The organism is Streptomyces sp. NPDC025638 (assembly GCF_055558775.1).
In genome coordinates this window covers 718,522-742,504 of record NZ_JBVHLX010000001.1, presented here as the reverse complement: position 1 = coordinate 742,504, position 23,983 = coordinate 718,522, and the positions used below count along the sequence as shown (strand labels likewise).

Genomic DNA, 23,983 nt, shown 5'->3' with positions numbered 1-23,983 from the left:
TGGGCCATCCGGGCCTTGGGCTATCGCACTCCCACCGCCCGGATGACCTCCTGCGTCACCTTGCCGCCCCGGTCGTCGCCGGCCGAGGCCCGCAGGGACACATGCTCGGCGGCGCCCGGCACGGTCAGCGTCCCGTGCCAGGAGGCCGCCCCGCCGGTGAGCCGTACGGTCTGCCACGTCGTGCCGTCGTCGTACGACACTTCGAGCCGCCCGCCGCCGAGGGTCCCGGTGCCGGACGCGTTCGCCACGTACTGCGCGGACAGTCCGATCGGGACCCGGCTCCCGCCCCGTACGTCGCCCGCGAGGTCGGTGTCGACGTCGAAGGCGAGGTTGATGAGCGGGAGGTAGGTCCAGCGGTCCTCCGGGGTGGCGGCCGACCTGAAGGTCCACTCGGCGTGGCCCCGGGTGGCGAGGCCCCAGCGGTCCGCGTCCAGCGTGGTGTCGGTGACGACCTTGTAGGTGTGCTCGTCGGCGGGCGCGTCCCACACGTACGCACCGGAGCTCCTGCGCCGGTCGACCAGCGTGCGGTCCAGGTACACCTCCGTGTACTGGGTCATCCCGGTGTCGTCGCTCCACACGTCGCCGAACCCGGTGTGGTCGGGCCCCGAGTCGCCCCAGCCCGGGGTGTTGAGCTGGATCTGGTTCCCGGCGCGCTGCTGCCCCCAGCCGAGCCCGGTGCCCAGCCACGGGTGCCAGACCGGCCGGAACCAGTTGAGCATGGGATGTGACCCGCCGGTGTAGCGCACCAGCCCGCTGCGTTCCTCCAGCGTGCCGTCGCCGACCGCCACGGACTCGTGCCACAGCTGGCCGGGGCCGGTGGAGACGTAGTCGGTGCGCTCGGCCGGGTAGTCGACGCGCTCCTGGAAGCCGAGTCCGATGGGGAAGGAGTCGGTGATCGAGTACCGGAACTCGCCTCCGCTCATCGGCCGCACCGCGTGGAACTTGACGTCCAGGGCGGCTAGTTGGCGCCCGGAGGGCCGGTAGGTGAGGTCCCGGTCCGGGACGGCGCCCCGGTGGCCCTCGGAAAGGTCGTACATGTAGGGCGAGTTGCGCGTCCCGGTCATGTCCACCGTCCCGGCGGCCCGCAGCCGTGCCGCGTCGGCCGCGTTCACCGTGGCGATCTGCAGCGGCCGGTCGGCGTTGTCGTCCGTGCCCCACCAGGCCATGAGCCGTCCGGGCGCGTCGTCCGTCACGAACAGGGCCTCGGCGCCCGCGTCCTGGGCGGCCCGGGCGAGGGCGGCCGGGTCGGCGCCGTCGGCGAGGTGGGCGAGCACGGCCTTGCCCGCGACTCCGGTGAAGGGTCCGTCCCCGACGTCCACCAGCGGCAGTCGCCGACGCCCCTCGATCAGCGTGCCGCCGGGCTGGACGACGGCCTCGCCGATCCCCTCGACCTCCAGGAGCGGCTTGCCGAGCCGCCACACGGTCCGGTACTCGAAGCTGCCCTGGGTGACCTTCTCGGTGGGGGCGGCGAAGACGCCGTCGTAGGTCATCGGCACCATGACCGCGCCGAACAGATCGGCGCCGTTCGCCTTCCGGTCGTACTCCATGATCAGTTGCCGGGTCTCGGTGCGCCGCTTCACCGCGGCCTTCACCTCGCGCAACGTGCGTCCGTCCAGGGTGACTTCGCGGTCGCGGTCGAGGATGGTCTCGGGTGCCGCGAGGAAGCCGAGGCCGAGCGAGTCGGCGCCGTGGCTGCCGCGCACGTCGAGGAAGGAGGCCAGGGTGTACGTGCCCGGCCGGAGCCGCAGTTTCAGGGTGCCGGAGTCGCCGACGTGGGCGGGGAAGGGGTCGTCGCCCTCGGCGAGCCGCTGCACGGTGAGGTCGGCGGGGGCGGGCGTGCCGTCCCGGTCCTTGACGTGGACGGTGAGCGTGTACCGCTCCTCCTCCTTGACCAGCCCGATCACGGTGTGGGCGACCGGCGTTCCGGCGACGGCAGCCACGATCTGCCCGCTGGTGGTGCCGACCGGCGCCTTGGATCCGTCGCCGGTGACCGTCGTCGACGCGGTGCCGTGCGCGGGGACGGTGAGGGTGGTGTCGGCGAGGGTGGCGACCCCGTCGGGTGCGCCTTGCACGGAGAGCGACAACTCGACGTCCGCGCCGGATGAGTTGGCGTAGGTGACGGTCCTGGTGACCGGCTTGTTCGCGTCGTACGGCCAGCTGTAGAAGCCGAGGTCGGCGCTGCCGGTGGCGGTGACGTCCGCCTCGACCGCGTCCGGCACGCTGACCCGGCCCGCCCCCAGCACATAGGCGGACTCGTCGAGCCGCTTCGACGTCGACATCAGCGCGTCCTTGAGGCGGGCGCCGGTCCAGTCGGGGTGTTCCTCGGCGAGCAGGGCGGCGACCCCGGCGATGTGCGGGGTCGCCATCGACGTACCGCTCATGGAGGTGTAGTAGCCGCTGCCTGCGGCGAGTTGGGAGCGGGCGGCGAGGATGTCTACGCCGGGGGCGGAGATGTCGGGCTTCAGGGCGTTGTCGCCGTACCGGGGTCCGGCGCTGGTGAAGTAGGCGGCCCGGTCGTCCGCGTCCACGGCGCCGACGGTGAGGGCCGCGTCGGCGGCGCCGGGCGAGCCGATGGAGGAGGGGGCGCCGGTGTTCCCGGCGGCGACGACGAAGAGGGCGCCGGTCTCCCGGGAGAGGGTGTTCACCGCCTGGGCCATGGGATCGGTGCCGTCACTGGCCTCGGTGGAGCCGAGGCTCATCGAGACGATCCGGGCGTGTACGTCCCGCGCGGCCCACTCCATGCCGGCGATGATCTGGGACTCGCTGCCCGACCCCTGGTCGCTGAGCACCTTCCCGACCGCGAGCGTGGCCCCGGGCGCGACGCCCTTCTCCTTGCCGTCCGAGGCGGCGCCGCTGCCGCCGACGGTGGAGGTGACGTGCGTGCCGTGGCCGTTGCGGTCGGCGACCTCCTGCCCGTCGACGAAGCTCTTGGTGGCGCCGACCCGGCCCGCGAGGTCGGGATGGCCTGCGTCCACCCCGGTGTCGAGGACGGCGACGGTGACACCCTTGCCGGTCAGCCCGGCGTCCCAGGCGGCCGGCGTGCCGATCTGTGCGTTGCTCTCGGCCATGTCGGCCTTGACGCGCCCGTCCAGCCAGACCTTGTCGAGGCCGCCGTGCCCGGTGAACGACCGCCAGAAGGTCCGCCCCTTGTCGGCGGCCAGGGCGGCCCCGCGCAGGCTGACCAGCGACCGCGTCCGCTCGGCACCGCGCGGGGTGACGGCCCGCGCGCCCTTGCCGTACGTCACGATCAGCGGCAGCTCGTCCGTCTTCCCGTCGGCGAGCCCCTGTCGTATCAGCCCGCTGACGTCGAACAGCCGCCGGTCCAGGGTGCCGGCCCGCAGATACGGCAGCGCCTCGTCCGGTACGACGGTGATGTCGCCGTCGGCGGTCTGGGTGCGCACGGCCCCGGTGGCGCCGGGCGGCCGTGCGACGGTCACCGTCCGCTTCCCCTGCCCGAGGTCGGTGACGGTCACCTTGTCGCCGGTGACGAGGGTGACGGTGGTGCCTGCGCCGGTGGGGCGGGTGCCCGCGCCGACGGGTTGTCGTGCGGCCGCCGGGGCCGCCGGCAGCAGGGCGATCACGAGCCCGGCCGACAGGAGGGTCGCCCCACGTCCGACTGGTCCTCTGGTCATCCACGCCTCTTCTCGTGTCGAGTGCGTCGGGTGCGTCGAGTGCTGCGAAGAGTGTCACGGGGCTTGTGCGGCAGGGGTGTTGAGCGGAACTGGCGGAAAGGTGCCCCGGCGGGTTCCCGCCAGCGAGGGCAGGCGCGACCGGCGGAACGGGGGACATCGCCGGTCGCCTTCGGGAACAATGGAGCCGGCAGTGGATCAAGAACGCGGGGGAGCGTGCGGAGCCATGGGCAAGCTGGTGGAGTTCACGACCGAGGACGGCGCGATCGTGGTCGTGGAGACCGCGGACCCCGCGACCGGGACCCGCCTCGTCTCACGCGGCGAAGGCCCCGGCAACGGGGCGGCGGACCGGACCGCCCGTACCTTCGAGGGCGCCCTGGACTCGGTCCGCTCGGCGGCGCAGTCCGCGCTGCGGGTCTTCCGGGAGGGCGCGTTGCGGCCCGACTCCGTGGAGCTGGAGTTCGGGGTGAAGCTGAGCGCGGAGGCCGGGGCGGTGATCGCCAAGGGTGCGGCCGAGGGGCAACTGGTCGTCCGGCTCAGCTGGTCGTCGGGACAGGGGGCAGCGGCCCCGTCGAGCACGCCACGCGAGGAGCCGCCGCAGTCGCCGGCCGTCCCGCCCGCGGCCGGTCCCACCACCGGATCCTGAGCGGCGCGCCGCCCGTGCCCCCCGCCCGGCCCCTTTGAACCCCCCATTCAGCGGCACCCCGCCCGGCCCCCTCCAGAAGGCGCGCCTTCCCCCCGCCCGCGCAGGATGCAGGAAGAGGCCCGCCACCCGGCGGCACCCCCATGGCCTGCGCACCCGGGAGGATCTGCCGTGACCGTCAGTCTGGAGCAGTTGCGCCGCTGCCACTTCGCCGTCGACCTGGGGGCGGCCCGCACCCGGGTGTATGTGAAGGGCGCCGGTCTGGTCGTCGACCAGCCCTCCGTCGCTGCCGTGAACATCCGGACCGGCGCGCTCATCGCGGTGGGCGAGTTCGCGGAGCGGATGACGGGGCGGACTCCGAGCTACATCCGCGTGGTGCGGCCGGTCTCCGGCGGCACGGTCGTCGACATCGAGATGGCCCAGCGCATGCTGCGCCATCTGCTCGGCGACAAGGTCCGTCGCACCCTGCGCCGCAAGACCCGCCTCCGGGCCGCCGCCTGCACCCCGCACGACGCCGATCCGCTGGCCCAGCGGGCGACCATCGAGACCCTGGTCGGCCTGGGCGCCCGGCGTGTCGAGCTCGTCGACACCCTCATCGCCGCCGCCGTGGGCTGCGGGCTCCCGGTGGAACAGCCCCAGGGCATGATGATCGTTGTGTGCGGGGCCGCCGCCACCCAGGTCGCCGTCCTCTCGCTCGGCTCGATCGTCACCGCCGAGCGGATCAACGTGGGCGGGGAGGCCGTCGACCACGCGATCGTGCAACTCCTGCGGCACGAGCACGAACTGGTGCTGCCGAGCCAGTCCGTGCGGCCGTTGCAGCTCGCCCTGTCCAGCAACGGTCTCAACACGCAGGGGCCGACGACCACGGAGATCCACGGGCGGGACGTGGCCACCGGCCTCGCCCGGTCCGTGCGGGTCGACACCGCGGCCGTACGGGACGCCATCCACACGCCGTTGACGGCCGTGCTGGACGGCATCGGCAAGGTGCTGCGGGTCTGCCCGCCCGATCTGGTGGCCGACCTCGCCGACGTCGGGATGACGATGGTCGGGGGGTCCGCGCTGATCCCCGGGTTCGACGAGATGCTCAGACGGGCCACCGGCATGCCGGTGCACATCGCCGAGCGGCCCGACGTGTGTGCCGTACAGGGCATCGGCGCCATGCTGGAGGGCAGGATCGAGCCGATGCTGCTGGATCCACTGGCGGCCTGAACCCCCAGTGACTTACGTCAGTAGGGCAGGATCCGCCCCGAGGGCGTCCTGCGGTCGATCTCCTGCCCGCGGGGTGCGGCGGGCCGACGGCTGACACGAACACGGATCCGGCGGTCCATGACGCCTCCTCAGGCCTCGTACTGTCGGGTCTTCCTGGCACTGGTCGGTACCGCTCTTTCGGTACGAGGTCAGTGCCCCGCAGTTGATACGCCCAAGCCTCGCCCGCGACCCGGTCTGGCACATCGTGCCCACGGAGAGACCTCCCATGCCTCCGCGGCAGGAGACAAAGGGGTCCGCCTACTCCCGGGGGAGGAGACGGACCCCTGAGCCGCGTCAGCCGAGGCCGAGGCTGGAGAGCGCGGTGGTCCAGTCGGTGACGATCGCGTCCTGGGCATCGGCCAGGCTGACCTGACCGGCACAGACGGCCTTCTTGAGCTTGTTCTCGACGGTGTCCTTGTTCGCGGCGGTCCTGGTGCCGTACTCGGGCTCCGGCCAGAGGTTGAGCGCGCTCTTGGGGGCGCCGCCGAGTTCGAGCGGGACGAAGTGGTCCTCCTCATAGTCGGAGGTGCTGGTGTCGGTGTAGCCGTACTCGACGATCTGCTTCTTCTTCAACGCGGTGGTGTAGGAGCTGGACGGCCGTACGGTCGCGGTCCAGCCGGAGACGCAGATCGTGGAGTCGATGGTGTTCTGAGTGACGTCGGGGTTGAAGGCGCCGGGCTGGCAGTCGGGGTCGGGCAGGGGGAGGTAGTCCTGGCTGCAGCCGGCGGCGTGGGCGCTGCCGGTGGTGACGGTGAGGCCCGCGGCGGCGAGGGCGAGGGCGGACAGGGTGGTCACGAGGGGGCGCGGTATTCGGGACATGTGGGGGGTCTCCCGGTGCGGTGCCCGGCACGATTTCCGGGCGGTCGTGCGCATGACAGCACCGGCTGTTCTATGCGGGTAGACCCCTTTGCCGGACCCAGGGAGGCTTGATTGAAGATTTGACCGCACCATGACAGTCGCAGATCAAGTCATGGGCCGGGCTTGGTTGTTGGACCGGGCCGTCACAACTGCCGTACGCGAACGCTGGGGAGGCCGTCGGTGCGTGCGCCCGGGTCACCCCGCGTCCGGCATTGCCTGCGGCCCCGCCTCCCCCCGCAACTCCGGTGTCGTCGCCAGCTCCGCGAGGAAGTCCAGCGGCTTCTGGTAGCGCAGATCGGGGTCGCGGGCCAGGCAGGTGCGCAGGACGTTGCGCAGGGCAGGCGAGACCGGGAGGCCGTCCACCGAGATGTCCTCATGCGCGATGGTGTAGAAAATGCTGGCGTGGCTGGCGTTGTCGTGGGGCAGCCGGCCGGACACGCACCGGTAGAGCAGTGCGCCTAGGGCAAACAGGTCCGATCTGATGTCCGCCTCACGGCCGAGGATCTGCTCCGGCGCCATGAAGCTCGGTGTCCCGATCAGAACGCCGGTCTGCGTCAACTGCCTGCCCGCTTCCTCCAGGGCCCGGGCGAGACCGAGGTCGACGATCACAGCACCGCGGGTCGGGTGACGGACGACGTTCGACGGTTTGATGTCGATGCGGTACAGGCTCATGGAATCCATGTAGCGCAGAGCCTCACCGAGGTCCTTTCCGATCCGGGCGGCCTCCTCGGGAGGCAGCGCACCCTGCTCGGCGAGGACGTCGGCAAGTACGGGCCCCTCGATCAGCTCCATGATCAGTGCGTGCTCCGGAGATTCGACGATCTCGATCGTGTGCGTGATGTTGGGGTGCCGCATCCGCATCCCGATCCTGGCCTCGCGGTGGAACCTGGCCAGCATGGTCTCGTCCATCGTCAGTTCGCGGCGCAGCAGCTTGATCGCCACGGCCTCGCCGGTCCGCAGATCGCGCCCCCGGTAGACGACGCCCATCCCGCCCGACCCGATCGGAACGAGCGCCTCGTAGCGGTCGCCCAGCCGCGTGACCGGCGGCACCGCGGCGCTCGGCACAAGTGGTGAGCCGCCCGCTCCCGTCGCGCCCGCGGCCGCGGGAGTGCGCAGGTTCGCGGCCGTGGTGTCCCAGGGAGTGGTCAGTGGCGGTGCCGGCAGCCGCAGGTCCGCGCGCTCGCTCTCGCTGTGCCACGCGAAGCCGGCCAGCCGCCGGCAGTAGGCGTCGGTGAGCCGGTAGTACGTGACGCGGGTATCCGCCGGATTGCCGTACTCGGTGGCGTCGGGCCGGTCGCCCTCGCTCGCCACTTCGAGAACTCCGCTGCGCACCAGGTGTCGTAGCAGCCGCGTCACCGTCGGGCCGTCCACCCGCAGTAACGGGTCCAGTTGCCCGTCGCTGGTGATCTCCGCCATTGTGAACACCCGGCCCCGGCTCCGCAGGGCCCAGTCCACCACGTGATAACCGCAAAGACGCCACCGGTCGTTGTCGATCGGCAACGGGGCCAGTGCGTTCGTCGGGTCCGTGGACACCGCCCCGGACACGACCGACTCCAGGTGGCCGTAGAACAGCATCCGCTGCCAGTCCTCGTCCGGCACCTGGAGCATGGGGTCGCCCGAACTGTCCCATTCGACCAGGGCGTTGAGCTCCTGCAGGAGTCTGCGCGGTACGCCCCTCGACTTGAACCGCAGATACTCGATCAGCGTGCCGAGTCCCTCCGGCTCGTGGTGCAGCTCGTCCGAGGAGATGTTCCCGAGCCAGGTCTCGCCCACTTGCCAGTTCCTCGGCATGGGGCGCGCCGGTCCGTGCATACGCGCGATCTCCGCTCGCCGGGCCGCGACGAGCCCTTGTATCAGCCGCTCGGGTGCCGTCCACAGGCAGGGCACATACATCCGCCAGCTGAAGACACTCTCGTACACGCCGTTGCCCCGGTCCGCGTCCCTGAGTGCCTGGTCGTGCAGATCGGGGCCGGCCACCAGGATGAAGTGGGCGCCGCGTGCGGTCAGTACGTTCTTGAGCGTGCCGAGGAGTGTCTCAAGGTGACCGAGTGCTTCCTCGGAGTTGTCGGTCAGTTTGTCGACCTCGTCGAGCACGATCACGGGGTGCACCAGCAGCCGGCGCCGCTCTCGGCGGCGGAGGCGTCGCCGGCGCGTGGTCGTACGGCCCTGGACGCCGCCGAGCAGCTGGATGATCCGAACGAGGTCGTGCTCGACGTCCGTCTCGGAGTAGGCCAGGAACGAGGCCTCCGTCGCACGGGCACTCGTCCGCCGGCCCGTCAGGCTCAGCGTGGGTGACACGGACGCGAGCGGGCCCTTCTGGAGGCCGAAGCCCATGGTGCCGCCGTGCTCGTTGCCCTCCGACTGCGTCTGCTTGAAGGACAGCGAGGTACGGGTGTAGGCGAGCAGCAGGGCCTCCTGGACATCGTGCGGCAGCTGCTTGAGCAGGCCCTTGTCGTCCAGCGTCTCGAAGATGCGCCGGACGACGGCGAAGAGCAGTTGGTCGCCCTCCATCCTCCGCGCGATGTTCAGGTGCACGCTCAACAGCTCGTGCTTGCCGGTCCGTCGATAGTGGGATGCCGCGGCGGAGAGCGCCTGCAGTACGAGCGTCGACTTGCCGACTCCCCGGAATCCGCTGACCAGGAAGGTGCCGCCGTGTGAGTAGACCAGCCGCTCTCGCAGCGTCGCGACGAGTTCTTCGTGACCGAGGACGGGAATCGCGTCGTCGTCGACGGGCAGGGGCTCGTGGATGTAGCGGAATTGCCGGTGCAGCCGCATGTTCAGCACTGCGCTCCCCCTCCGTCACAGGCAAGGCCAGCGTAGATGCTCCGGTCTGCGAGAGTGAGAGGCGAGGCCCTGGTCTGACTGAGTGAAGCGGGGCCGCCACGCTGGTCATGAGTCCTTCAGGGGGCTTGGCGGTCCTTGCCGATCAACGTCCATCTCTGACGTTTTCGCCGGTCAGGCGAGGGGCGCCGGGTGGACGCGCAACGGTCTTTGTCGCACGCCGCAGCCCAGCGATCAACTGGAGTGTCAGTCACCTTCTTCGAAAGTCAGCTGTCGGTGGTGAAAGTCGAAGTGCTGGGTCGGATAGCGGTAGATGTCCGCGAGCGTCATGAAGTCACGGAAGAACGGATCCCACCGGACGGGATAGTGCATGCCGCGGGCCAGGTCAGCCTCGGATTCCGCGGCGAGTCGGCGGCTGAGGGAACGGACGACTCGGTCGAACATGGCAGCCATCCAGCGAGGCCCGCAGACCTTCACCGCTCCTACCGGACCCAGGTAGTTGATGAAGTGGAACGGCACGGTGGCGGCATCCAGCAGGTGAGCGAACGCCCTGCCAACGCCGCTGGGAAGCCATCCGAAGACGCGTACCAGGACCAGCAGTACGCGGACCAGCATGTAGCCGAAGAGCATGTGCCAGAGCAGCTGCTCGTTGGTCCACCGGGTTCCGCGAGTCGGTCTGCCCAGGTCCGCTTCACCGGCCGTCTCCAGCAGACGATGGAAGGTCTGCCGGGCACGCTCGTAGTCGTCGTACACGGCGTTCCGGTCCATCGGATGCGCGCTCGCCATGGTTTGCCGCTCCCGCTCGACGCTGTGAGGCTGCGATGATGCTCCGGCCACAGGGCCGGGGCAACAGCAAAGCTCACCTCCGACCAGTTCGGCGGGAAGATACACATGGCCCCCTGTGTCAGGCGGACTGCTTGGCGGCCACGCGGCGCGCCGACGATCTGAGCCGGGTTGAAGTGGACGCCGGGGACCGGGCCGAGCAGCGCGCTGAGGACACGGGCGCCGAAGACGGTGGCGATCGAGTTGGCCGGCGGTTGCAGTCCGACGTCTTGAACGCGAAGCGGGCCCCGGCGTGCGGCCGGGGGCGCGTTTCGTGCTGGTGGACGGTCAGTTGCAGCACGCGCAGCCGGGGCGGCAGCCGCATGCGTCCGTCTCCGGGCCGGCGGCCGGGGCCGCGCAGCAGCCCTTGCCCTGCCAGGCGTCTTGGCCTTCCTTCACGGCGAGCGCGGCGATGACGAGGGCGACATCCTGGAGGTGACGGTGCCGTCGTGGTGGTGCTCGGGGTGCTCGACGGTGACGGCGAGTCCCTTCGCGGCTGTCTTGACCTGTCCCAGGTCACCGGTCAGGCCGACGAAGCTGTTGTCGAAGGAGGCCAGCCACTGGTCCGGCACCTCGGGGGTGTCGCGTTCAGGGTCGGTGGAGACGAAGACCGCGCTGGTCTTGTCCCGGACTTTCCCGGGCCGGCTCGTGCCGTACTGGCTCCGTACCATCGCCGGCGTGAACTCCGGCGGCCGTGCAAGGCGGACGCAGGTCACGATCGACGCCCCCGGTCGACGGCTGTCCGCTCAGCGCTTGCGGATCACTGGCTGTCGGCTGGTTCTCGCATCTCGATGAAGCGGCCGTGCCAGGTGTGGTACCAGACATCCCCGGTCCGGTCGTTGACCGAGAGCATGCCGACGGTCTTCCCGTTGCGCTGGGTGTGCAGGGTGTAGTAGCCGGGGAAGTCCTCAGGCTCGGCGGCGCGCAGGCCCGGCCGGTGTTCTTCGAGCCAGCGGTCGGCGATGCGCGACGCCTGCTCCGGGCCGATCGTCGCCGCCCTGCTGCCGGTGCGGGCCGGCATCATGCCGTAGGCGGTGTTCCACATCATGGCGGGACCGAACTCCAGATTGACAGCGCCGCTGCGGGGGTCGATGAGCACCTCGGTGGCGCCCTTGCCGCGGGGGTCGAGGAGTTCGGCGTAGTAGCCGTTGGTGAACCGCATCACCTCACCGACGTGCAGGCCCCATCGGTTCCCGAAGCGGTCTGCCGCGCGGCCGGCGTCCGCCAGGCTGCGCACCGGACCGTCACGGGACGCGATTCCCGTCATCGGTCCGTGGCGGGACGGCCCGCCGGAGGCGCCCGAGACCCACACGAGGGAGACGATGAGGGCAGCGAGCGCGCCCACCAGCACCGTCAGCGGCACCCAGCGCCCCCGCAGCCAGGTCACCGCGGCCTCGCACGGTGAGCCGCCAGCCGCTGCCGCGCCTCGGCATAGGTGTCCGCGTCAATCTCGCCGGAGGCGAAGCGGCGGTCGAGGATCTCCTCCGGGGTCTCCCGCTGCGGCCACGTGCGCTCGGGGCCGTCCCCGTGGCCGGCCGGGTGGTGGGTGAGGCGTATGACCGCCCACACGACGAGACCGATCAGGACGATCCACAGAAGCGGCATGAACATCATCCAGGCCCAGCCGCCGCCGTTCCAGTACATCATTCTCCCCACCTCCAAAGGGCTCGTACTCTGGGGAGTCCCGTATGTGTCCACACTGATCCGGACCCGTTTACGGAACAAGGGCCGTTCGGTCCCGCCTGTGGGTCGCTCGGGCGACGGCTCCGGCGAGCAGCGCACCGCCGTGAGGCCGCGGTCGCGTAGACACCGCCGTGATCCGTCTTCCGGAGCCGGTTGCGAATCAGGCCCTCGGGCGGGGATGCGCGGCATGGGCATGCGGGTCGGCGATCGCCTGCTTGTAGAGGCCGTGGGCCCATACCTGCAGGCCGAGCGATGCCTCGATGTACTCACGTGCGGCGGCCACACCGTCACTGGCATGTTCCTTGAGCGCCATGGCGTGTCCGTGCCGTGCATCCACCTGCTCACGGACCATCCCGCACAGCAGTTGGGTCAGCTCGTCCGCGGAGCCGGCATCGAGAGCGCGTTCGGCAGCCGGGATCACCGGCCCGACGTCCAGCCCGGCCGGTTTCAGCCCGGTGAAGGGCGCGCCTTCCCCGGCACGGTGCACGCGGACAACCGTCTCGAAGAACCAGCGGTCGGCCACTTCCTCGGCCGTCGGGCCGAGCGCCCGCGCCTCGCCGGCGAGGCCGAATGCCTCGCGCACTTCCTGCTCCCCTTCCTCAGAGACGTAGGGCAGGACGTAGGTGACATCTCCCTTCTGCAAGGCCACACGGGCAGCCTCAACAACGGGACCGTCGAGGGAGTCACAATGCGGTGGCATGACCGGTCACCTCTTCCGAGTCTCACCTCCAGCATCACACCGAGCCGGAACGCGGGCAGCGTGATCATGATGCGCCTACCGGTTCACGCTGAGCAGTGTCGAGGATGTGCGTGTGGCGGGCGCCGATCAGGGCGCAACGGCGGCGATGAACCCGGCAGCTCAACCTGCGGTGGCGGTCTGCGCCGCAGGTCCGCCGGGGCCACCGAGCAGGTCGGCGGTGTCGGCCAGAGGGCGGGAGGCGACCACGACGGACGACCACCATCGAGCACCGGCAAACCGAAAACGGCACCTACTACGTCTGCTCACCGACGCCGCCCGCACCGACCCCGCCCAGGCCGACGAGAAGCCCGCCGAGCTCACCCACGCCTTGCGCCGCAGACCGCGCCTGTAAAGGCTGCCGACACAACCAGAATTACCCCTGGGGGCGTGACTGCGACGGGTCGATGCGTGGCCGCACGCAGGACGGAGCCATCACCTCCGGCACGTCCCCCCGGGCAGTGGAATAGTGGGAGGGAAGAAGGGACCTGCTGAGGGAGGTCTTCGGTGCTGGTGCAACGGCTCGACACCGAGGCCGTGACGGCGCTCGTGAAGGACGCCACAGCCGCTCCGTCCATGTACAACGCGCAGCCGTGGCGGTTCCGGTTCCTTCGTGCCAGCGGCGTGTTCCATCTGTGTGCGGATCTCACGCGTACGATGCCGCGCTCCGATCCGGACAACCGCGCACTGTGTCTGGGCTGTGGCGCTGCCCTGTTCAACCTGCGGGTCGCCGCCGTACACGCAGGCTGGCAGCCGACTGTCGAACTGCTGCCGGATCCCAAAGATCCGCGCCAGCTCGCAACGGTGCGGCTGACGGACCCGGTCCGCTCCGACAGCGGTCTGGCCGAGCTGTATCCCGCCATCCACCGCCGCCACACCAACCGTGAGCCGTTCACCGAGACGGAGATACCCCCCGAGGTGCAGGCCGCTCTCCGCCACGGCGCGGAGCTGGAAGGAGCCCACCTGGTCTTCCCGGGGCCCTGGCATGTGCAGACGCTGCTGGAACTGGTCCACGACGCCGAGGGGCACGATGCCGTCGATGCCGGACGCACTGAGGAACTGGCCCGCTGGACCCGCATCGGAGCCGAGGAAGCCGGTGCGGCCACGGACGGGATCCCGGAGTACGCATTCGGGCCCCGCAAACGGGACGGCGAGGCTCCGGTACGCGATTTCGCAGGCCGCCGCCCCGTGCCCGGACGCAGGGCGGCCACATTCGAACGGACCCCTCAGCTGGCCCTGCTGAGCACGGCGGGCGACGGGATGGAGGACTGGCTGCGCGCGGGGCAGGCGCTGGAGCGCGTCCTGCTCCTTGCCACCGTGCACGGGATATCCACCTCCCTCACCTCCCACTCCCTGGAGTGGACCGATCTGCGCTGGCTCGCGCGCGACCCCACCACGGCCATGGGTTGTGTGCAGATGGTGCTGCGCCTCGGATACGGCCCCCCAGTCCGTGGGACCCCTCGCCGACGAGTGGAAGAAGTGCTCGACATCGCGTGAACGAGGACAGGTGACCACCCCGCAGTCCCCACGCGAAAGCCGTCACCGTCTCCCCGTCCGGCGCAGGCCCGAGAGGTCGTCTTCCTGCCCCGGTGGCCGAGGCTGCGGCCGCCCTCCATGGGGGTGAACCGAGCTGTCGGCCCAGCGGGTCAGTGACCAGGAATACTCGTGGGTCGTCTCATACTCGGCATGTGTTGGTCAAAGCGGTGCCACGTCCTCAGGAGCCATGGAGGGCGATCGCCCTGCGCAGGTACTCCTCCGGCCCACGGGTACTGGCACGCGTCGCTGCCCGGACTCCTGCGGCACTTCCGGCCGCGGCCCTCGTCCCGCCGCTCCTTCCGGGCGTGGCCCAAGCGCATGACGGGGAGAGCGATGAGTCGGCGGTGCTGGTCGAGCAGGCCATCGCGCTGATCGCCAACCACGCCCACAAGGAGCAGGTGGCCGAGCGCGTCGAAGACGCCCTGGAGGCCCCGCACAAGGAGGGCGTCGACCTGAACCTCGTCCGCCAGGCCCTCGACGTGGTCGAGCGTCCGGGCCCCGAAAAGGCCTCCCTCGGGGAGGCCAACGGGCTTCTGCTGCGTGCGCTGGGCGGCAAGCTGCCGTCCGCTCCGAAAGGCGGGCACCTGGTCACGGGTACCGAGACCGGGACGAGCGTGGTGCTGGATGAGTTCCGGCCGGCCCGCGGCATCGCCGATTCGGGCGACGCCGCCCTGTTCGCGTTGTCCCTCCTCGCCATCGTGGTCGGGCTGTGGCTGTCCGTGCGGCTGCGCCCCCGCTACAGCATCCGGGAACTGAAGCACCGTACTGCCGCGGAGGAAAACGGGGAGGGCAGGAAACGATGACCTCCACCTCACCGACCCCAGCGCCCCCGGCCGGGGCGGAGCCGGGCCGCCGCAGGTGGTTCCATCGCGCCGTCGACGCGGTCGACGAACGCATGGGCATCAAGGCGCTGACCTATCCGGTGCCCGAGCACGCGAACAACCTGGCGTGGAGCCTGGGCGGCATCACAGCGGTGGCCTTCGTGATCCTTCTGGTCACCGGGATCTACATCACGCAGTTCTACACACCGATCCCGGAGGACGCGAACCAGTCCGTACGCGGCCTGGTGGCCGATGTGTGGCTGGGCAGCTTCGCCCGTGGCCTGCACTTCTGGGCGGCGCAGGCCATGTTCGTCCTCGCCCTGCTCCACCTGCTGCGCGTGTTCTTCCACGCCTCGTACAAGAAACCCCGCGAGGGCAACTGGGTCGTCGGTGCGGCGATGCTCCTGCTCACGTTCCTCGCGGTGTTCACCGGCACGGTCCTGAAATGGGACCAGGAGGGGTACGAGGCCATGGTCCACAATCTTGAGGTGGCCGAACTCCTCGGCGGGGCCGGCATCTGGTTCACCGACGAACTGACGAACCGGGTGTCCATCCTGCTGCGCCTGTTCAACGCCCATGTGGTGATCGTCCCCGGCCTGATCCTGCTGCTCTTCGTGTGGCACGCCCTGCTGATCAAGCGGCACAGGATCTCATCGCATCCCGAGATCCCGGCATCCGCGCTCGAGCCGTCCGAGCCGTTCACCACCCACCTCAGGCGTGTGGCCGCCTTCGGGCTCGTCCTGCTCGGGGTGCTGTCGATGCTGGGCGTGCTGCTGCCGCCCGTGGTCGGGCCGACCCCCGTCGAGGGCATCGAGATCACCCGCCCGCTGTGGATGTTCTGGTGGTTCTTCCCGATGGAGGAATGGTTCGGAGTCGCCTCCATCGCATGGGTCATCGCGGGCGTCTTCGGACTGATCTTCCTCGTGCCATTCCTGGACCGCAGCCCGAGACGGCGATGGCGCGAGCGCAAACTCGCCCTCGGCGCGGCCACCGTCCTGCTGCTGGCGCTCGCCGCGATCACCGTCAAGGTCTGGATCGCCAACCCGAAGGGCCACTGATGAGCACCGCCGCCCCAAGGCGTGCCCAACGCTGGTTCTGGGCCCTCACCACCGTGGCGGTATGCGCGTCGGGCGTCCTGTACGAGGGCCTGCGCGCATCCCCGGGACCCTGCGCGGCTCTGCGCGTCCTGATCAGCGGCCTCGTGCTGGCCGCATCCGCCGTCCAGGCGGCGCGGATCTTTGCCGCGCTCGTCGGCCGACCCCGCCCTTCACGGTGGCTTCACACCCCGGGCAGACATGGGGGAAGCGCGGGAGGAAATGAACCCCGAAGGGGAGGTTCCTCTCCCACTTCCGATTCCCTGCGTCCCATCAGCGTCCCGAATACCGCCCTCGCCCGCCGATCAGACCGTCCGCTCACGCCGGAGTCGCCCTTCCGGGCGGCTGCACGTGAGAGTGAGCCAACCAACTATCCATGGTAGTGCGGCTGGTGCGGCTTGCACTTCTCCGCCTCTGTGCCCGCGCCCGTCAGCCGATCCAAGCCCTGCGACGCCGGGACCCGTCCGGCACCGAGTGACGCAGGACGCGGCCCCACATGGACGCGTACTGGCGCCACAGCGGCCCGCTCACGTACGTGATCCCGTGCCGGGCGCAGATCTCACGCACCCTTGGCGCGAGTTCGGCGTAGCGGTTGCTGGGCAGGTCGGGGAAGACGTGGTGCTCGATCTGGTGGCTCAGGTTGCCGGTGAGGACGTGGAGGAGGAAACCGCCCTCGATGTTCGCCGAGCCCTGGATCTGGCGCAGGTACCACTGGCCGCGGGTCTCGCCGTCCAGCAGCTCCTCCTCGTACGAGAAGGTCAGGACGTCGCTCGGGAAGTGGCCGCAGAAGATCACGGTGTGCGCCCAGATGTTGCGAAGCCCGTTCGCCGTGACGTTGCCGATCAGGCAGGGCAGCGCGGACGGGCCCGCGAGCAGGGGAAAGAGGACGTAGTCCTTGGCCGCCTGGCGCACGGCCTTGCCGGCCAGGCCGGCCAGGTCGCCGAGGAGGGCCCGCACGCTCTTGCGGCCGGACGGGACGGCGTCCGCCTCCAGGTCGTAGAGGGCGATGCCCCACTCGAAGACGGGGGCGAGCAGCGCGGTGTACAGCGGCTGGAGGAGGTGGACCGGATGCCAGGGCTGGTCCGGGCTCATGCGCAGGATCGTGTAGCCGAGGTCCCGGTCGAGGCCGACGACGTTGGTGTAGGTGTGGTGCAGGTGGTTGTGGGTGTGTTTCCAGGCGTCGGCGGGGGTGAGGAAGTCCCACTCCCAGGTGGTGGAGTGGATCGCCGGGTCGCCCATCCAGTCCCACTGGCCGTGCAGGATGTTGTGGCCCAGCTCCATGTTCTCCAGGATCTTGGCGGTGGTCAGCATCGCGGTGCCCGCGAGCCAGGCGGGCGGAAAGAGGGATACGGCGAGGGCGGCGCGGCCGCCGGTCTCCAGGCCGCGCTGGGCGGCGATCACCGTACGGATGTAGCGGGCGTCCTCCGCGCCGCGCGCCGCGACGACCTCGGCGCGGATCCGGTCGAGCTCCTCGCCGAGCAGCTCCGTGTGGTCTTCGAGCGGCTCAAAGGGTACGGCGGGTACGGCAGTTGTGGACATCGCAGGCCTCCTCGAGGGGCCTAGAAGGCGAGGGCGAGCGGACCTGCCGCTCCGTTGACGCAGGTCTGGATCAACTCACCCGGTTCACCGTGCAGTTCACCGGTCCGCAGATCGCGGACGCGGCCGTGGACCAGCGGAACGAGGCAGCCGAAGCAGATCCCCCGGCGGCAGCCGTACGGCATCGCCACACCCGCCGCCTCCCCGGTCTCCAGCAGGGGCATGGACGCGGACGCGTCGGCCTCGATGCCGCTGCGCTCGAACCGGATCCGGCCGCCCGAGGCGTCCGAGTCCTGCGGCCGTACGGGCGTCGGCCGGAATCGCTCCACACGCAGCCGCTCACCGGCGCCGGCCGCCGCGTAGTGCCTCTCCAGTGCGTCGAGCAGTCCGTCCGGACCGCAGGCCCAGGTCTCCCGGTCGTACCAGTCCGGGCAGAGCACGCCCATGTGCTCCGGGACCAGCCGGCCCGCGGTACGGGTGTACCGCGCGTGGACGCTCAGCCAGGGCAACCGGGCCGCCAGCCCGGCCAGTTCGGCACGGAAGAGGAACTCGTCCGGGCCGGGTGCGCTGTGCAGGAGTACGACGTCGGGGGCGGGCCCGGAGAAACCGCGGCGCGCGAGGGTGCGCAGCATCCCCGCCACCGGGGTGATGCCGCTGCCCGCCGTCACCATCAGCATCCGCGGCGGCAGCGGATCCTCCGGCAGCGTGAACTCGCCCTGCGCGGGGCCGAGTCGGAGCACGGTGCCGGGACGGGTCCGGTGCACGAGGTGCGGGGAGACCCGGCCGCCGGGTTGCTCCTTGACCGTGATGGTCAGTGTCCGGCCCGGCGCTTCGGGGGGTGAGGTGATCGAGTACGTACGCCAGTGCCGTACGCCGTCGATCTCCACCCCCACCGGCAGGTACTGTCCGGGCCGGTGTGCCGCCCAGCCGCGCCCGGGACGGATCTCCAGCGTGGCCGCCCCGGCGCACTCCGGCCGCACGGCGATCACCCGGCCCGAGGGGTGGCGGGCGGACAGCAGCGGGTCGATCAGGCCCAGGTAGTCGTCCGGAGCGAGGGGACTCGCAAGGGGGCTCACGAGAGCACCGGTGATCCGGCCCACCGCCGTCGGCACACGGCCGCCGCTCCACTCGGCGAGCCTGTCGGCGAGACCGACGAGAGCGGCGAAGAAGACGGCCGTCGTACCGGAAGCGGCCGACGGCATCGCCGGGATCGACGCGCGCGGAACCGGCATGGGGGAACCCTTCTCTCGCACAGGGCACGCGGGGGCAGGGCGCGTCGGACACGTCGGCTCGTCGGGCGCATCCCCGCATCATGTACTCGGGATCGCCTCGGTCACGTACGTCGGCCCCCGGGTGGCGGGCCTCAGCCGGCGTCCCGCCAGAGAACCACAACGACACGGCCCGTGGCGGACGCGGAACCAGATTCCGCCACCTCACCCGCCCCTCCTTCCACTCACGCGGGGCGACAGGGGCGATCCCGCCCGGCGCACGTGGAAGGACCTCGGAAGCAAGGCGTACACATTCCGCGCCCGTCCACCGCACCATGGCCGAATCCCGTTTGAGCGCACGCCGGGTCAGTGCACGTACGACCCGACACACCCCGGCTCCCCGGCGTTGGGCGCAACCTGGTACGCGCCGTGTCCGGCCGCTGCGGGCGGCTATACGGGCCGTTGGGTCCGGTCGTTGTGGGCGAGGCCGTCCGGATGGTCCTCCGTGCGCTCGCCAAGAAGAAGAACCAGTACGCTCAAAGCCGTTGGGCCAGGTGGGCGGTGGATCTGCCCCGCCTCCTGCCAGCCCCAGTCCCTGAAGGCGGCACAGGCCGAGCGGGCGGACCGATCCACCAAGGTGACACCGAGCGAGGACTGGTGGTCGGCGAGCAGCCGCTCCTGGAGCCGGCGGGCGAGCCCGTGGGCGTGCCGGTGCGGATGGACGACGGTTTCGAGAATCGCGAAGACATGCCCGGACGCGGTCAGTTGCTCCAGGTTCTGCGGCATCGGCCCGTCGAACCCCTCCCACCAGGAGCCGTCGCGCGGCACGGGGATCCCTGAGACACAGCCGGTCAAACCCTCTGCCTCGGCGACCAGCATGTCGAATCCAGGCCGTCGTACGTCGCGCTCCAGCCGGCGCAGGAACTCCTGCCGGCCGCGGAACTCCTCGCCGGGCGGGGTGACGGACGACTCCACGTACAGATCCGCCAGGTCCTCCCGCAGGCCCTCGGCCTGCCAGCGGTTCAGCCGGCGCAGCCGCACCGTGTCCAGGCCGGGAGGCTCTGAGCCTTCGGGGTCGTGCGGGTGCCGCGGGCTGCTCATGGGGCGCCTCGGTTCGGTTCAGAAGACCGGGAGATGTACGGGAGTGCCATCGTGGTCGATGGGCGGTGCGGCGCCTGGGTCCGGGACGTCTGTACGCCAGCATAGCCCCGGATCGGCGCCGCGCCGGGGCCCGTTGGGGGCACGGGGCCACTGTGGCCCAGGCAGCTGGCGGTGAGTGTGCCGACCGGGTGTCGCCGCTCGCGTCGCCTTCCCGGTACGCCCGCACGACCAGGTGATGGCCGACCCCCGTGTTCCGAGGAGGACCGCCTGACGACGTCCCGGGTACACGGGCGGCGCCTGCGAACGGCCCTGTTCCGCTTCGCCTGTATCTGCTCTAGGCTCCACGCAGGGAAGACGGGGCTGCGACCGTGTCGGTTGGCAGCAGGTCTCCCCATCCAGGCTCCCAGCCCCCGAGTCGGACCAGGCCCGGCCGGAGCCGCATCGCCGCAGTGCGCGGCTCCAGCCTCCGTCCTCCAGGCATTTCCAGACGGGGTGTTCCCACCAAGTCCCGCCGCCACGGAGGACAGCGCGCGAGGACACGGTGGAGGGGGGCCTCCCATCCTCGCGCCACGTACGGCCGCCGCCGCAGTGCGGCGGCGGCCGTACGGACCGCGAACCCGGGTGCAGGGGCCGCGTGCGGGCGCAGTGGGTCAGGATCCCAGACCGAGGAGGGGTTCGGAGTCGTCGATGAAGGCGCGGGCCAGGTCGGACAGGCGCCGGTTGTGCGCGCGGGCGTAACCACGCAGCGCGGTGAACGCCTGCTCCATGTCGATGCCCTGGCGTTCGGCGAGTTTGCCCTTGGCCTGTTCGATCAGTACGCGGCTGTTCAGCGCGGTCTGCAACTGCTCGTTGAGGACGCTGCTGCGCTGAGCGGTGCGTTGTTGCAGGAGGCTGATGGTGGCGACGTCGGCCAGGGCCTGGGCGATGTGCGTGGCGAGCGGGTCGAAGGGGCCGGGGGCGGCGCGGAAGAGGTTCAGGGCGCCCACGGTCTCCTCCCGCAGGCGCATGGGCAGCGCCTGGACCGCCCCGAAGCCGCTGCGGTGAGCCGCCGTGACGAAGCGCGGCCAGCGGTCGATCTCCCGGGTCAGGTCGGGGACGACCACGGGGGTGTCGGTGCGGAAGCACTCCAGGCAGGGGCCCTCGTCGTTCTGGAGCTGGAAGAGTTCCAGCAGCCGTACCTGTTCGTCGGAGGCGGCCATCAAGCGGAGTTCGCCGTCGCGGTCCGCGAGCAGCACCCCGGCGGCACTCACGCCGAGCAGCCCTACGCAGCGGTCGGTGAGCAGGCGCAGGAAGTCGATGAGGTCGAAGTCGGCGACCAGGTTGTCCGCCAGCTCGACGAAGGTCTTGGCCAGGAGCTGCTGATTCATGGTGTCACCCTCGATGGAGACTATTCCCGCCGGGCCCTGATGAGCGTACGGCCCGCACCCTGCTGCCCCGGCCCCGGGCCGCGTCCCGAGCCTCCGGCCATGTCGGCACACCAGGTGCCCGTCCGGCCTGACGAACCTCGGTTCCGTCGTGAGCGATCAGCTTCGGCTCCCTCTCATGGAGTTCCGCGAGCAGAGCGGTCACCCGTTCCTCCAGGCGGGGTCCGGTGGTGTCCCTGGGCACGGTCACCCAGACCGGGCCACCCTGCCGGGTGTCGCCGACCGCGGGCCCGCAGAACCCCTTCGGGGCCGACTCGCACTCGACGACGCGCACACCGCAGCAGTCGATCAGCTCCTGCAGCGATGCGACCGCCTCCGGCTGTACGTAATCACGCCCGGCCGCGATGAACTCGTTGAGCTTGGCCCGCAGCTCGTCGGCCTCTTCGAGGGTGAGAGCGACGTACTTCGAGCTTCGAGGCCGCCGACGGTGAGGTCGACCTGCGGCTGCCTGGCGTGCCCGACGGCTGCTGGTCGACCACTTCCATGCCTCCCAAGCGCACGAGATGGAGCCGACGCTTCAGCCCGTGACGCGGACCAAGGACGGCCCGCAGCCCGAGGCCCTCGTACACGCCGGGTAGTGGTCGATGACCTCGGGGGCACCGCCCCGGATGACGGTGTCGTAGCGGTGCCGCAGACCGCGCAGGCTGTGAGATGCCGGTGCCGTCGGTGACGGGGTCCCAGGAGGAAGGCGAGCTGACTGCCCGACAGCTGAGGGAGTCAGTGTGGGAGCAGGCGGACCGGCGTCGTGCCGAACCGGGGAGGCGGAGGCCGCCTGGCAGCACCACGTGATCGTACCCTGGCAACGACCGCCGTGATGGCTGCCGGGGTGGCGAACTACCCTATGGGGACGGCGAGTTCGGGCCCGCGGCGCCTCTGCCCTCGCGGCCGGATCACGCGCTCCGGCTGCCGTGAGGTCACGTGATCCAGTCGTGCTCCGTAACCGGCGGCTCCCATTGGCTGTTCGGCTGTTCGGGACCTCCTTGCCCGTCGTTCCTTCCTTGCCTTCCTACAACGCTGCCCAGCCAGCCGAACAGGAAGCCGACGGGAATCGACACGAGGACGACCGTCTCCAGCGGGAACCAGTCGATGTGCCACTGCGGGAAGAGCGCCAAGGGAGTACCGGAGAAGACGGGGCTGCCGATCTGCAGTCCAACGGCGCAGCCCAGGCCCCCGTACAGCGTCCAGAGCAGCCCGGCTCGGGTGTAGCCGCCCCAGAAGAGTGAGTACACCAGCGCCGGAAGCAGGCAGGAGGCCGCCACCGCCAGGGACATCGACGTCAGGAACAGGACGTTCCATCCCTGCACCCAGACCGCCAGCACGATGCTCAGGATTCCGACCCCGGCGGAGGACAGGCGGGCGGCGGACACCTCCCGGCCCTCGGTCGTGCGCCCCCGGCGCAGCGCCTGCGTGTACAGGTCGTGGGCGATGGTCCCCGCGGCCGCCAGGGTGATGCTCGCCACGGCGGCCAGCGTGGTGAGGAACACGGCACAAGAGACCAGCACGACGAGAAGCGCCCCGTTCGCGTGGGTGGACGAGCCGCCGGCCAGTTGGCCGGTGAGCAGCAGCAGGGTGCTGTTGCCGCCGCGGTCGGCGGCAACGATCGCCGGTGCACCGATCAATGCGGCGCCCGCGAAACCCATCAGAGCAGTGGTGAGGCAGAACACGCCGACGATGCCGATGGTGTGACGCACCGTACGGCGTGCGGAGGCTCCGTCGGGAGCGGTGCTGAGCTGCATGGTGACGTGTGGCAGACAGGCCACTCCCAGCACGATGGTGAGGAGCAGGCCGATGAAGTCGAGCGTGCCTTCGGGGTCGTTGCTCGCGGCATAGCGGAGGCCGGGACGCATGTAGGCGGCGGGCCGGCCGCTGCCCTGTCCGGCGGCGTCGATCAAGGAATCGGCGCTCCAGTGAAAGCGATGGAGCACCACCGCTGCCACCGTCAGGGCTGCGCCGAGCAGTACCACCGTTTTGATCACCTGAATGACGATCGTGCCCCGCATGCCGCTGAACGCCGTGGCGCAGACAACCAGTGCGCCGATCATGACGATGGCGGTCTTCTCGGCGCCGGGCCCGGTCATTCCCAGCAGCGCCGTGGTGGTCACGCCCGCGCCGGAGAGCTGCACCACCAGAACGGGGACGCACACGCTCAAGGTCACGACGGCGGTTGCGATCCTCACCCCCGGCCCTGGAGCCCGCCGGGCGAACGTGTCGCCCAGGGTGTAACCGGCGTGCTCGCGCAGGGGGCGTGCCAGCAGGAGGAGCACGCCGAGCGACAGTACGGTGCACAGGGTGATGAAGAGACCGTCGTAGCCGAACAGGGCGACATTTCCCGTGGTGCCGAGCACCGCGGCGGTGGGCAGATAGACGCCGGTAAGGACGAGGGCCCCGCGCAGGGGTTTCAGCCTGCGTCCGGCTGTGTAGAAGTCGTTGATCCGGTCCCTGTCGGGGCCGCTGAGGGCGCAGATCAGCAGGATGGGGACGATGAACGTCAGAAAGCCCACCAGGACGAAGCTCTGCGTGTCGCTGTCCAGGGCGCCGGGCGTGGCGAGCAGGATCCGCGGACTCATCTGCTTTCCTCCCCGTCCGCGTGGGGGGCCGGGCCTCGGTCCGCGCGGCGGTCGTACCGCACCGCCGTCCACACCAGCAGGGAGCCCTGGAGGAGCATGGCCAGTTCGCCGATGCTGGTCTCTCGCCAGACGCGGGTGGCCAACAAGTCGGCTGCGGAGCAGGCCAGCAGCACGTGTGCGACGAACGCCGATCCGTTGACCAGGGCGAAGGACACACCTGGGCGGTAAGGCCGTCGACGATGGTGAAGACGGGCGGAGTGCAGGTGGGTCATGGCGATCTCCGTACGGTGTTGGGC

20 protein-coding genes and 1 pseudogene are annotated in these 23,983 nt (G+C 70.6%); 6 read left to right on the top strand and 15 right to left on the bottom strand.

What is annotated here, in order from left to right; translation table 11 throughout:
• Positions 1 to 20: 20 nt before the first annotated feature.
• Complete coding sequence (locus ACZ4EG_RS03240) at positions 21 to 3,632, bottom strand: S8 family serine peptidase (protein WP_467789335.1); 3,612 nt, start codon at positions 3,630 to 3,632, stop codon at positions 21 to 23.
• A 223-nt stretch (positions 3,633 to 3,855) separates the two neighbouring features.
• Here ACZ4EG_RS03240 and ACZ4EG_RS03235 point away from each other — a divergent pair, with 223 nt between their 5' ends.
• Positions 3,856 to 4,275 (top strand): CU044_2847 family protein, encoded by a 420-nt coding sequence (locus ACZ4EG_RS03235; RefSeq protein WP_453552117.1) that lies wholly within the window; start codon positions 3,856 to 3,858, stop codon positions 4,273 to 4,275.
• A gap of 168 nt (positions 4,276 to 4,443) precedes the next feature.
• Positions 4,444 to 5,481: a rod shape-determining protein gene (locus ACZ4EG_RS03230; RefSeq protein ID WP_467789334.1), complete on the top strand. Its 1,038-nt coding sequence runs from the start codon at positions 4,444 to 4,446 to the stop codon at positions 5,479 to 5,481.
• A 333-nt stretch (positions 5,482 to 5,814) separates the two neighbouring features.
• Here the strand turns inward: ACZ4EG_RS03230 and ACZ4EG_RS03225 are convergent, their stop codons facing one another.
• From ACZ4EG_RS03225 to ACZ4EG_RS03190, 8 genes and pseudogenes are all read right to left on the bottom strand, one after another.
• The gene (locus tag ACZ4EG_RS03225; RefSeq protein ID WP_467789333.1) at positions 5,815 to 6,339 is read right to left on the bottom strand and encodes a hypothetical protein; all 525 of its coding nucleotides are present in this window, start codon (positions 6,337 to 6,339) and stop codon (positions 5,815 to 5,817) included.
• A gap of 234 nt (positions 6,340 to 6,573) precedes the next feature.
• Positions 6,574 to 9,153, bottom strand: coding sequence for a serine/threonine-protein kinase (locus tag ACZ4EG_RS03220; protein WP_467789471.1), 2,580 nt, complete (start codon positions 9,151 to 9,153; stop codon positions 6,574 to 6,576).
• A 252-nt stretch (positions 9,154 to 9,405) separates the two neighbouring features.
• Positions 9,406 to 9,945, bottom strand: coding sequence for a DinB family protein (locus tag ACZ4EG_RS03215; protein ID WP_453552109.1), 540 nt, complete (start codon positions 9,943 to 9,945; stop codon positions 9,406 to 9,408).
• 324 nt (positions 9,946 to 10,269) lie between these two features.
• Positions 10,270 to 10,404 (bottom strand): annotated as a pseudogene (locus tag ACZ4EG_RS03210) (cation transporter); the annotation flags it as partial.
• Positions 10,377 to 10,652: an SCO family protein gene (locus ACZ4EG_RS03205; RefSeq protein ID WP_467789332.1), complete on the bottom strand. Its 276-nt coding sequence runs from the start codon at positions 10,650 to 10,652 to the stop codon at positions 10,377 to 10,379. The gene ACZ4EG_RS03205 and the pseudogene ACZ4EG_RS03210, both read right to left, overlap by 28 nt.
• Before the next feature lie 89 nt (positions 10,653 to 10,741).
• Positions 10,742 to 11,368, bottom strand: coding sequence for a hypothetical protein (locus tag ACZ4EG_RS03200; RefSeq protein ID WP_467789331.1), 627 nt, complete (start codon positions 11,366 to 11,368; stop codon positions 10,742 to 10,744).
• Complete coding sequence (locus ACZ4EG_RS03195) at positions 11,365 to 11,628, bottom strand: SHOCT domain-containing protein (protein WP_453552101.1); 264 nt, start codon at positions 11,626 to 11,628, stop codon at positions 11,365 to 11,367. Before ACZ4EG_RS03195 ends, ACZ4EG_RS03200 begins: the two co-directional genes overlap by 4 nt.
• A gap of 196 nt (positions 11,629 to 11,824) precedes the next feature.
• Entirely contained in the window at positions 11,825 to 12,364 is a 540-nt protein-coding gene (locus tag ACZ4EG_RS03190) for a DUF6448 family protein (protein WP_453552098.1), read from the bottom strand.
• A gap of 217 nt (positions 12,365 to 12,581) precedes the next feature.
• Here ACZ4EG_RS03190 and ACZ4EG_RS03185 point away from each other — a divergent pair, with 217 nt between their 5' ends.
• The 4 genes from ACZ4EG_RS03185 (at position 12,582) to ACZ4EG_RS03170 (ending at position 15,815) form a co-directional block, all read left to right on the top strand.
• Positions 12,582 to 12,755, top strand: coding sequence for a hypothetical protein (locus tag ACZ4EG_RS03185; RefSeq protein ID WP_467789330.1), 174 nt, complete (start codon positions 12,582 to 12,584; stop codon positions 12,753 to 12,755).
• Between the two features lie 152 nt (positions 12,756 to 12,907).
• Positions 12,908 to 13,897: an Acg family FMN-binding oxidoreductase gene (locus tag ACZ4EG_RS03180; protein ID WP_467789329.1), complete on the top strand. Its 990-nt coding sequence runs from the start codon at positions 12,908 to 12,910 to the stop codon at positions 13,895 to 13,897.
• A 344-nt stretch (positions 13,898 to 14,241) separates the two neighbouring features.
• Complete coding sequence (locus tag ACZ4EG_RS03175) at positions 14,242 to 14,739, top strand: hypothetical protein (protein WP_453552091.1); 498 nt, start codon at positions 14,242 to 14,244, stop codon at positions 14,737 to 14,739.
• A complete protein-coding gene (locus tag ACZ4EG_RS03170) occupies positions 14,736 to 15,815 on the top strand; it encodes a cytochrome b N-terminal domain-containing protein (RefSeq protein WP_467789328.1) in 1,080 nt (359 codons plus the stop codon). The genes ACZ4EG_RS03175 and ACZ4EG_RS03170 overlap by 4 nt, the downstream gene beginning before the upstream one ends.
• Before the next feature lie 465 nt (positions 15,816 to 16,280).
• On the opposite strand, the gene ACZ4EG_RS03165 is transcribed toward ACZ4EG_RS03170, so the two are convergent.
• The 6 genes from ACZ4EG_RS03165 to ACZ4EG_RS03140 all read right to left on the bottom strand — a co-directional run bounded on the left by ACZ4EG_RS03165 (position 16,281) and on the right by ACZ4EG_RS03140 (position 23,902).
• Positions 16,281 to 17,390 carry a fatty acid desaturase family protein gene (locus ACZ4EG_RS03165; protein ID WP_467789327.1) on the bottom strand — a complete coding sequence of 370 codons (1,110 nt, stop codon included), beginning with the start codon at positions 17,388 to 17,390 and terminating at the stop codon, positions 16,281 to 16,283.
• A gap of 20 nt (positions 17,391 to 17,410) precedes the next feature.
• On the bottom strand, positions 17,411 to 18,619 hold the full coding sequence (locus ACZ4EG_RS03160) for a ferredoxin reductase (RefSeq protein ID WP_467789326.1): 1,209 nt from the start codon (positions 18,617 to 18,619) through the stop codon (positions 17,411 to 17,413).
• 426 nt (positions 18,620 to 19,045) lie between these two features.
• Positions 19,046 to 19,696, bottom strand: a complete 651-nt coding sequence (locus ACZ4EG_RS03155) for a hypothetical protein (RefSeq protein ID WP_467789325.1) — start codon at positions 19,694 to 19,696, stop codon at positions 19,046 to 19,048.
• Between the two features lie 650 nt (positions 19,697 to 20,346).
• Entirely contained in the window at positions 20,347 to 21,063 is a 717-nt protein-coding gene (locus tag ACZ4EG_RS03150; RefSeq protein WP_467789324.1) for an ANTAR domain-containing protein, read from the bottom strand.
• A gap of 971 nt (positions 21,064 to 22,034) precedes the next feature.
• Positions 22,035 to 23,687 (bottom strand): sodium/solute symporter, encoded by a 1,653-nt coding sequence (locus ACZ4EG_RS03145; RefSeq protein WP_467789323.1) that lies wholly within the window; start codon positions 23,685 to 23,687, stop codon positions 22,035 to 22,037.
• Positions 23,684 to 23,902 (bottom strand): hypothetical protein, encoded by a 219-nt coding sequence (locus ACZ4EG_RS03140; RefSeq protein ID WP_467789322.1) that lies wholly within the window; start codon positions 23,900 to 23,902, stop codon positions 23,684 to 23,686. Before ACZ4EG_RS03140 ends, ACZ4EG_RS03145 begins: the two co-directional genes overlap by 4 nt.
• Positions 23,903 to 23,983: the final 81 nt, after the last annotated feature.

Excerpts from the sequence above, each read along its gene's own strand:
- ACZ4EG_RS03240 (WP_467789335.1), bottom strand. The coding sequence starts at position 3,632 with ATGACCAGAGGACCAGTCGGACGTGGGGCGACCCTCCTGTCGGCCGGG.
- ACZ4EG_RS03235 (WP_453552117.1), top strand. The coding sequence starts at position 3,856 with ATGGGCAAGCTGGTGGAGTTCACGACCGAGGACGGCGCGATCGTGGTC.
- ACZ4EG_RS03225 (WP_467789333.1), bottom strand. The coding sequence starts at position 6,339 with ATGTCCCGAATACCGCGCCCCCTCGTGACCACCCTGTCCGCCCTCGCC.
- ACZ4EG_RS03220 (WP_467789471.1), bottom strand. The coding sequence starts at position 9,153 with ATGCGGCTGCACCGGCAATTCCGCTACATCCACGAGCCCCTGCCCGTC.
- ACZ4EG_RS03215 (WP_453552109.1), bottom strand. The coding sequence starts at position 9,945 with ATGGCGAGCGCGCATCCGATGGACCGGAACGCCGTGTACGACGACTAC.
- ACZ4EG_RS03205 (WP_467789332.1), bottom strand. The coding sequence starts at position 10,652 with ATGGTACGGAGCCAGTACGGCACGAGCCGGCCCGGGAAAGTCCGGGAC.
- ACZ4EG_RS03195 (WP_453552101.1), bottom strand. The coding sequence starts at position 11,628 with ATGATGTACTGGAACGGCGGCGGCTGGGCCTGGATGATGTTCATGCCG.
- ACZ4EG_RS03190 (WP_453552098.1), bottom strand. The coding sequence starts at position 12,364 with ATGCCACCGCATTGTGACTCCCTCGACGGTCCCGTTGTTGAGGCTGCC.
- ACZ4EG_RS03170 (WP_467789328.1), top strand. The coding sequence starts at position 14,736 with ATGACCTCCACCTCACCGACCCCAGCGCCCCCGGCCGGGGCGGAGCCG.
- ACZ4EG_RS03165 (WP_467789327.1), bottom strand. The coding sequence starts at position 17,390 with ATGTCCACAACTGCCGTACCCGCCGTACCCTTTGAGCCGCTCGAAGAC.
- ACZ4EG_RS03160 (WP_467789326.1), bottom strand. The coding sequence starts at position 18,619 with ATGCCGGTTCCGCGCGCGTCGATCCCGGCGATGCCGTCGGCCGCTTCC.
- ACZ4EG_RS03155 (WP_467789325.1), bottom strand. The coding sequence starts at position 19,696 with ATGAGCAGCCCGCGGCACCCGCACGACCCCGAAGGCTCAGAGCCTCCC.
- ACZ4EG_RS03150 (WP_467789324.1), bottom strand. The coding sequence starts at position 21,063 with ATGAATCAGCAGCTCCTGGCCAAGACCTTCGTCGAGCTGGCGGACAAC.
- ACZ4EG_RS03145 (WP_467789323.1), bottom strand. The coding sequence starts at position 23,687 with ATGAGTCCGCGGATCCTGCTCGCCACGCCCGGCGCCCTGGACAGCGAC.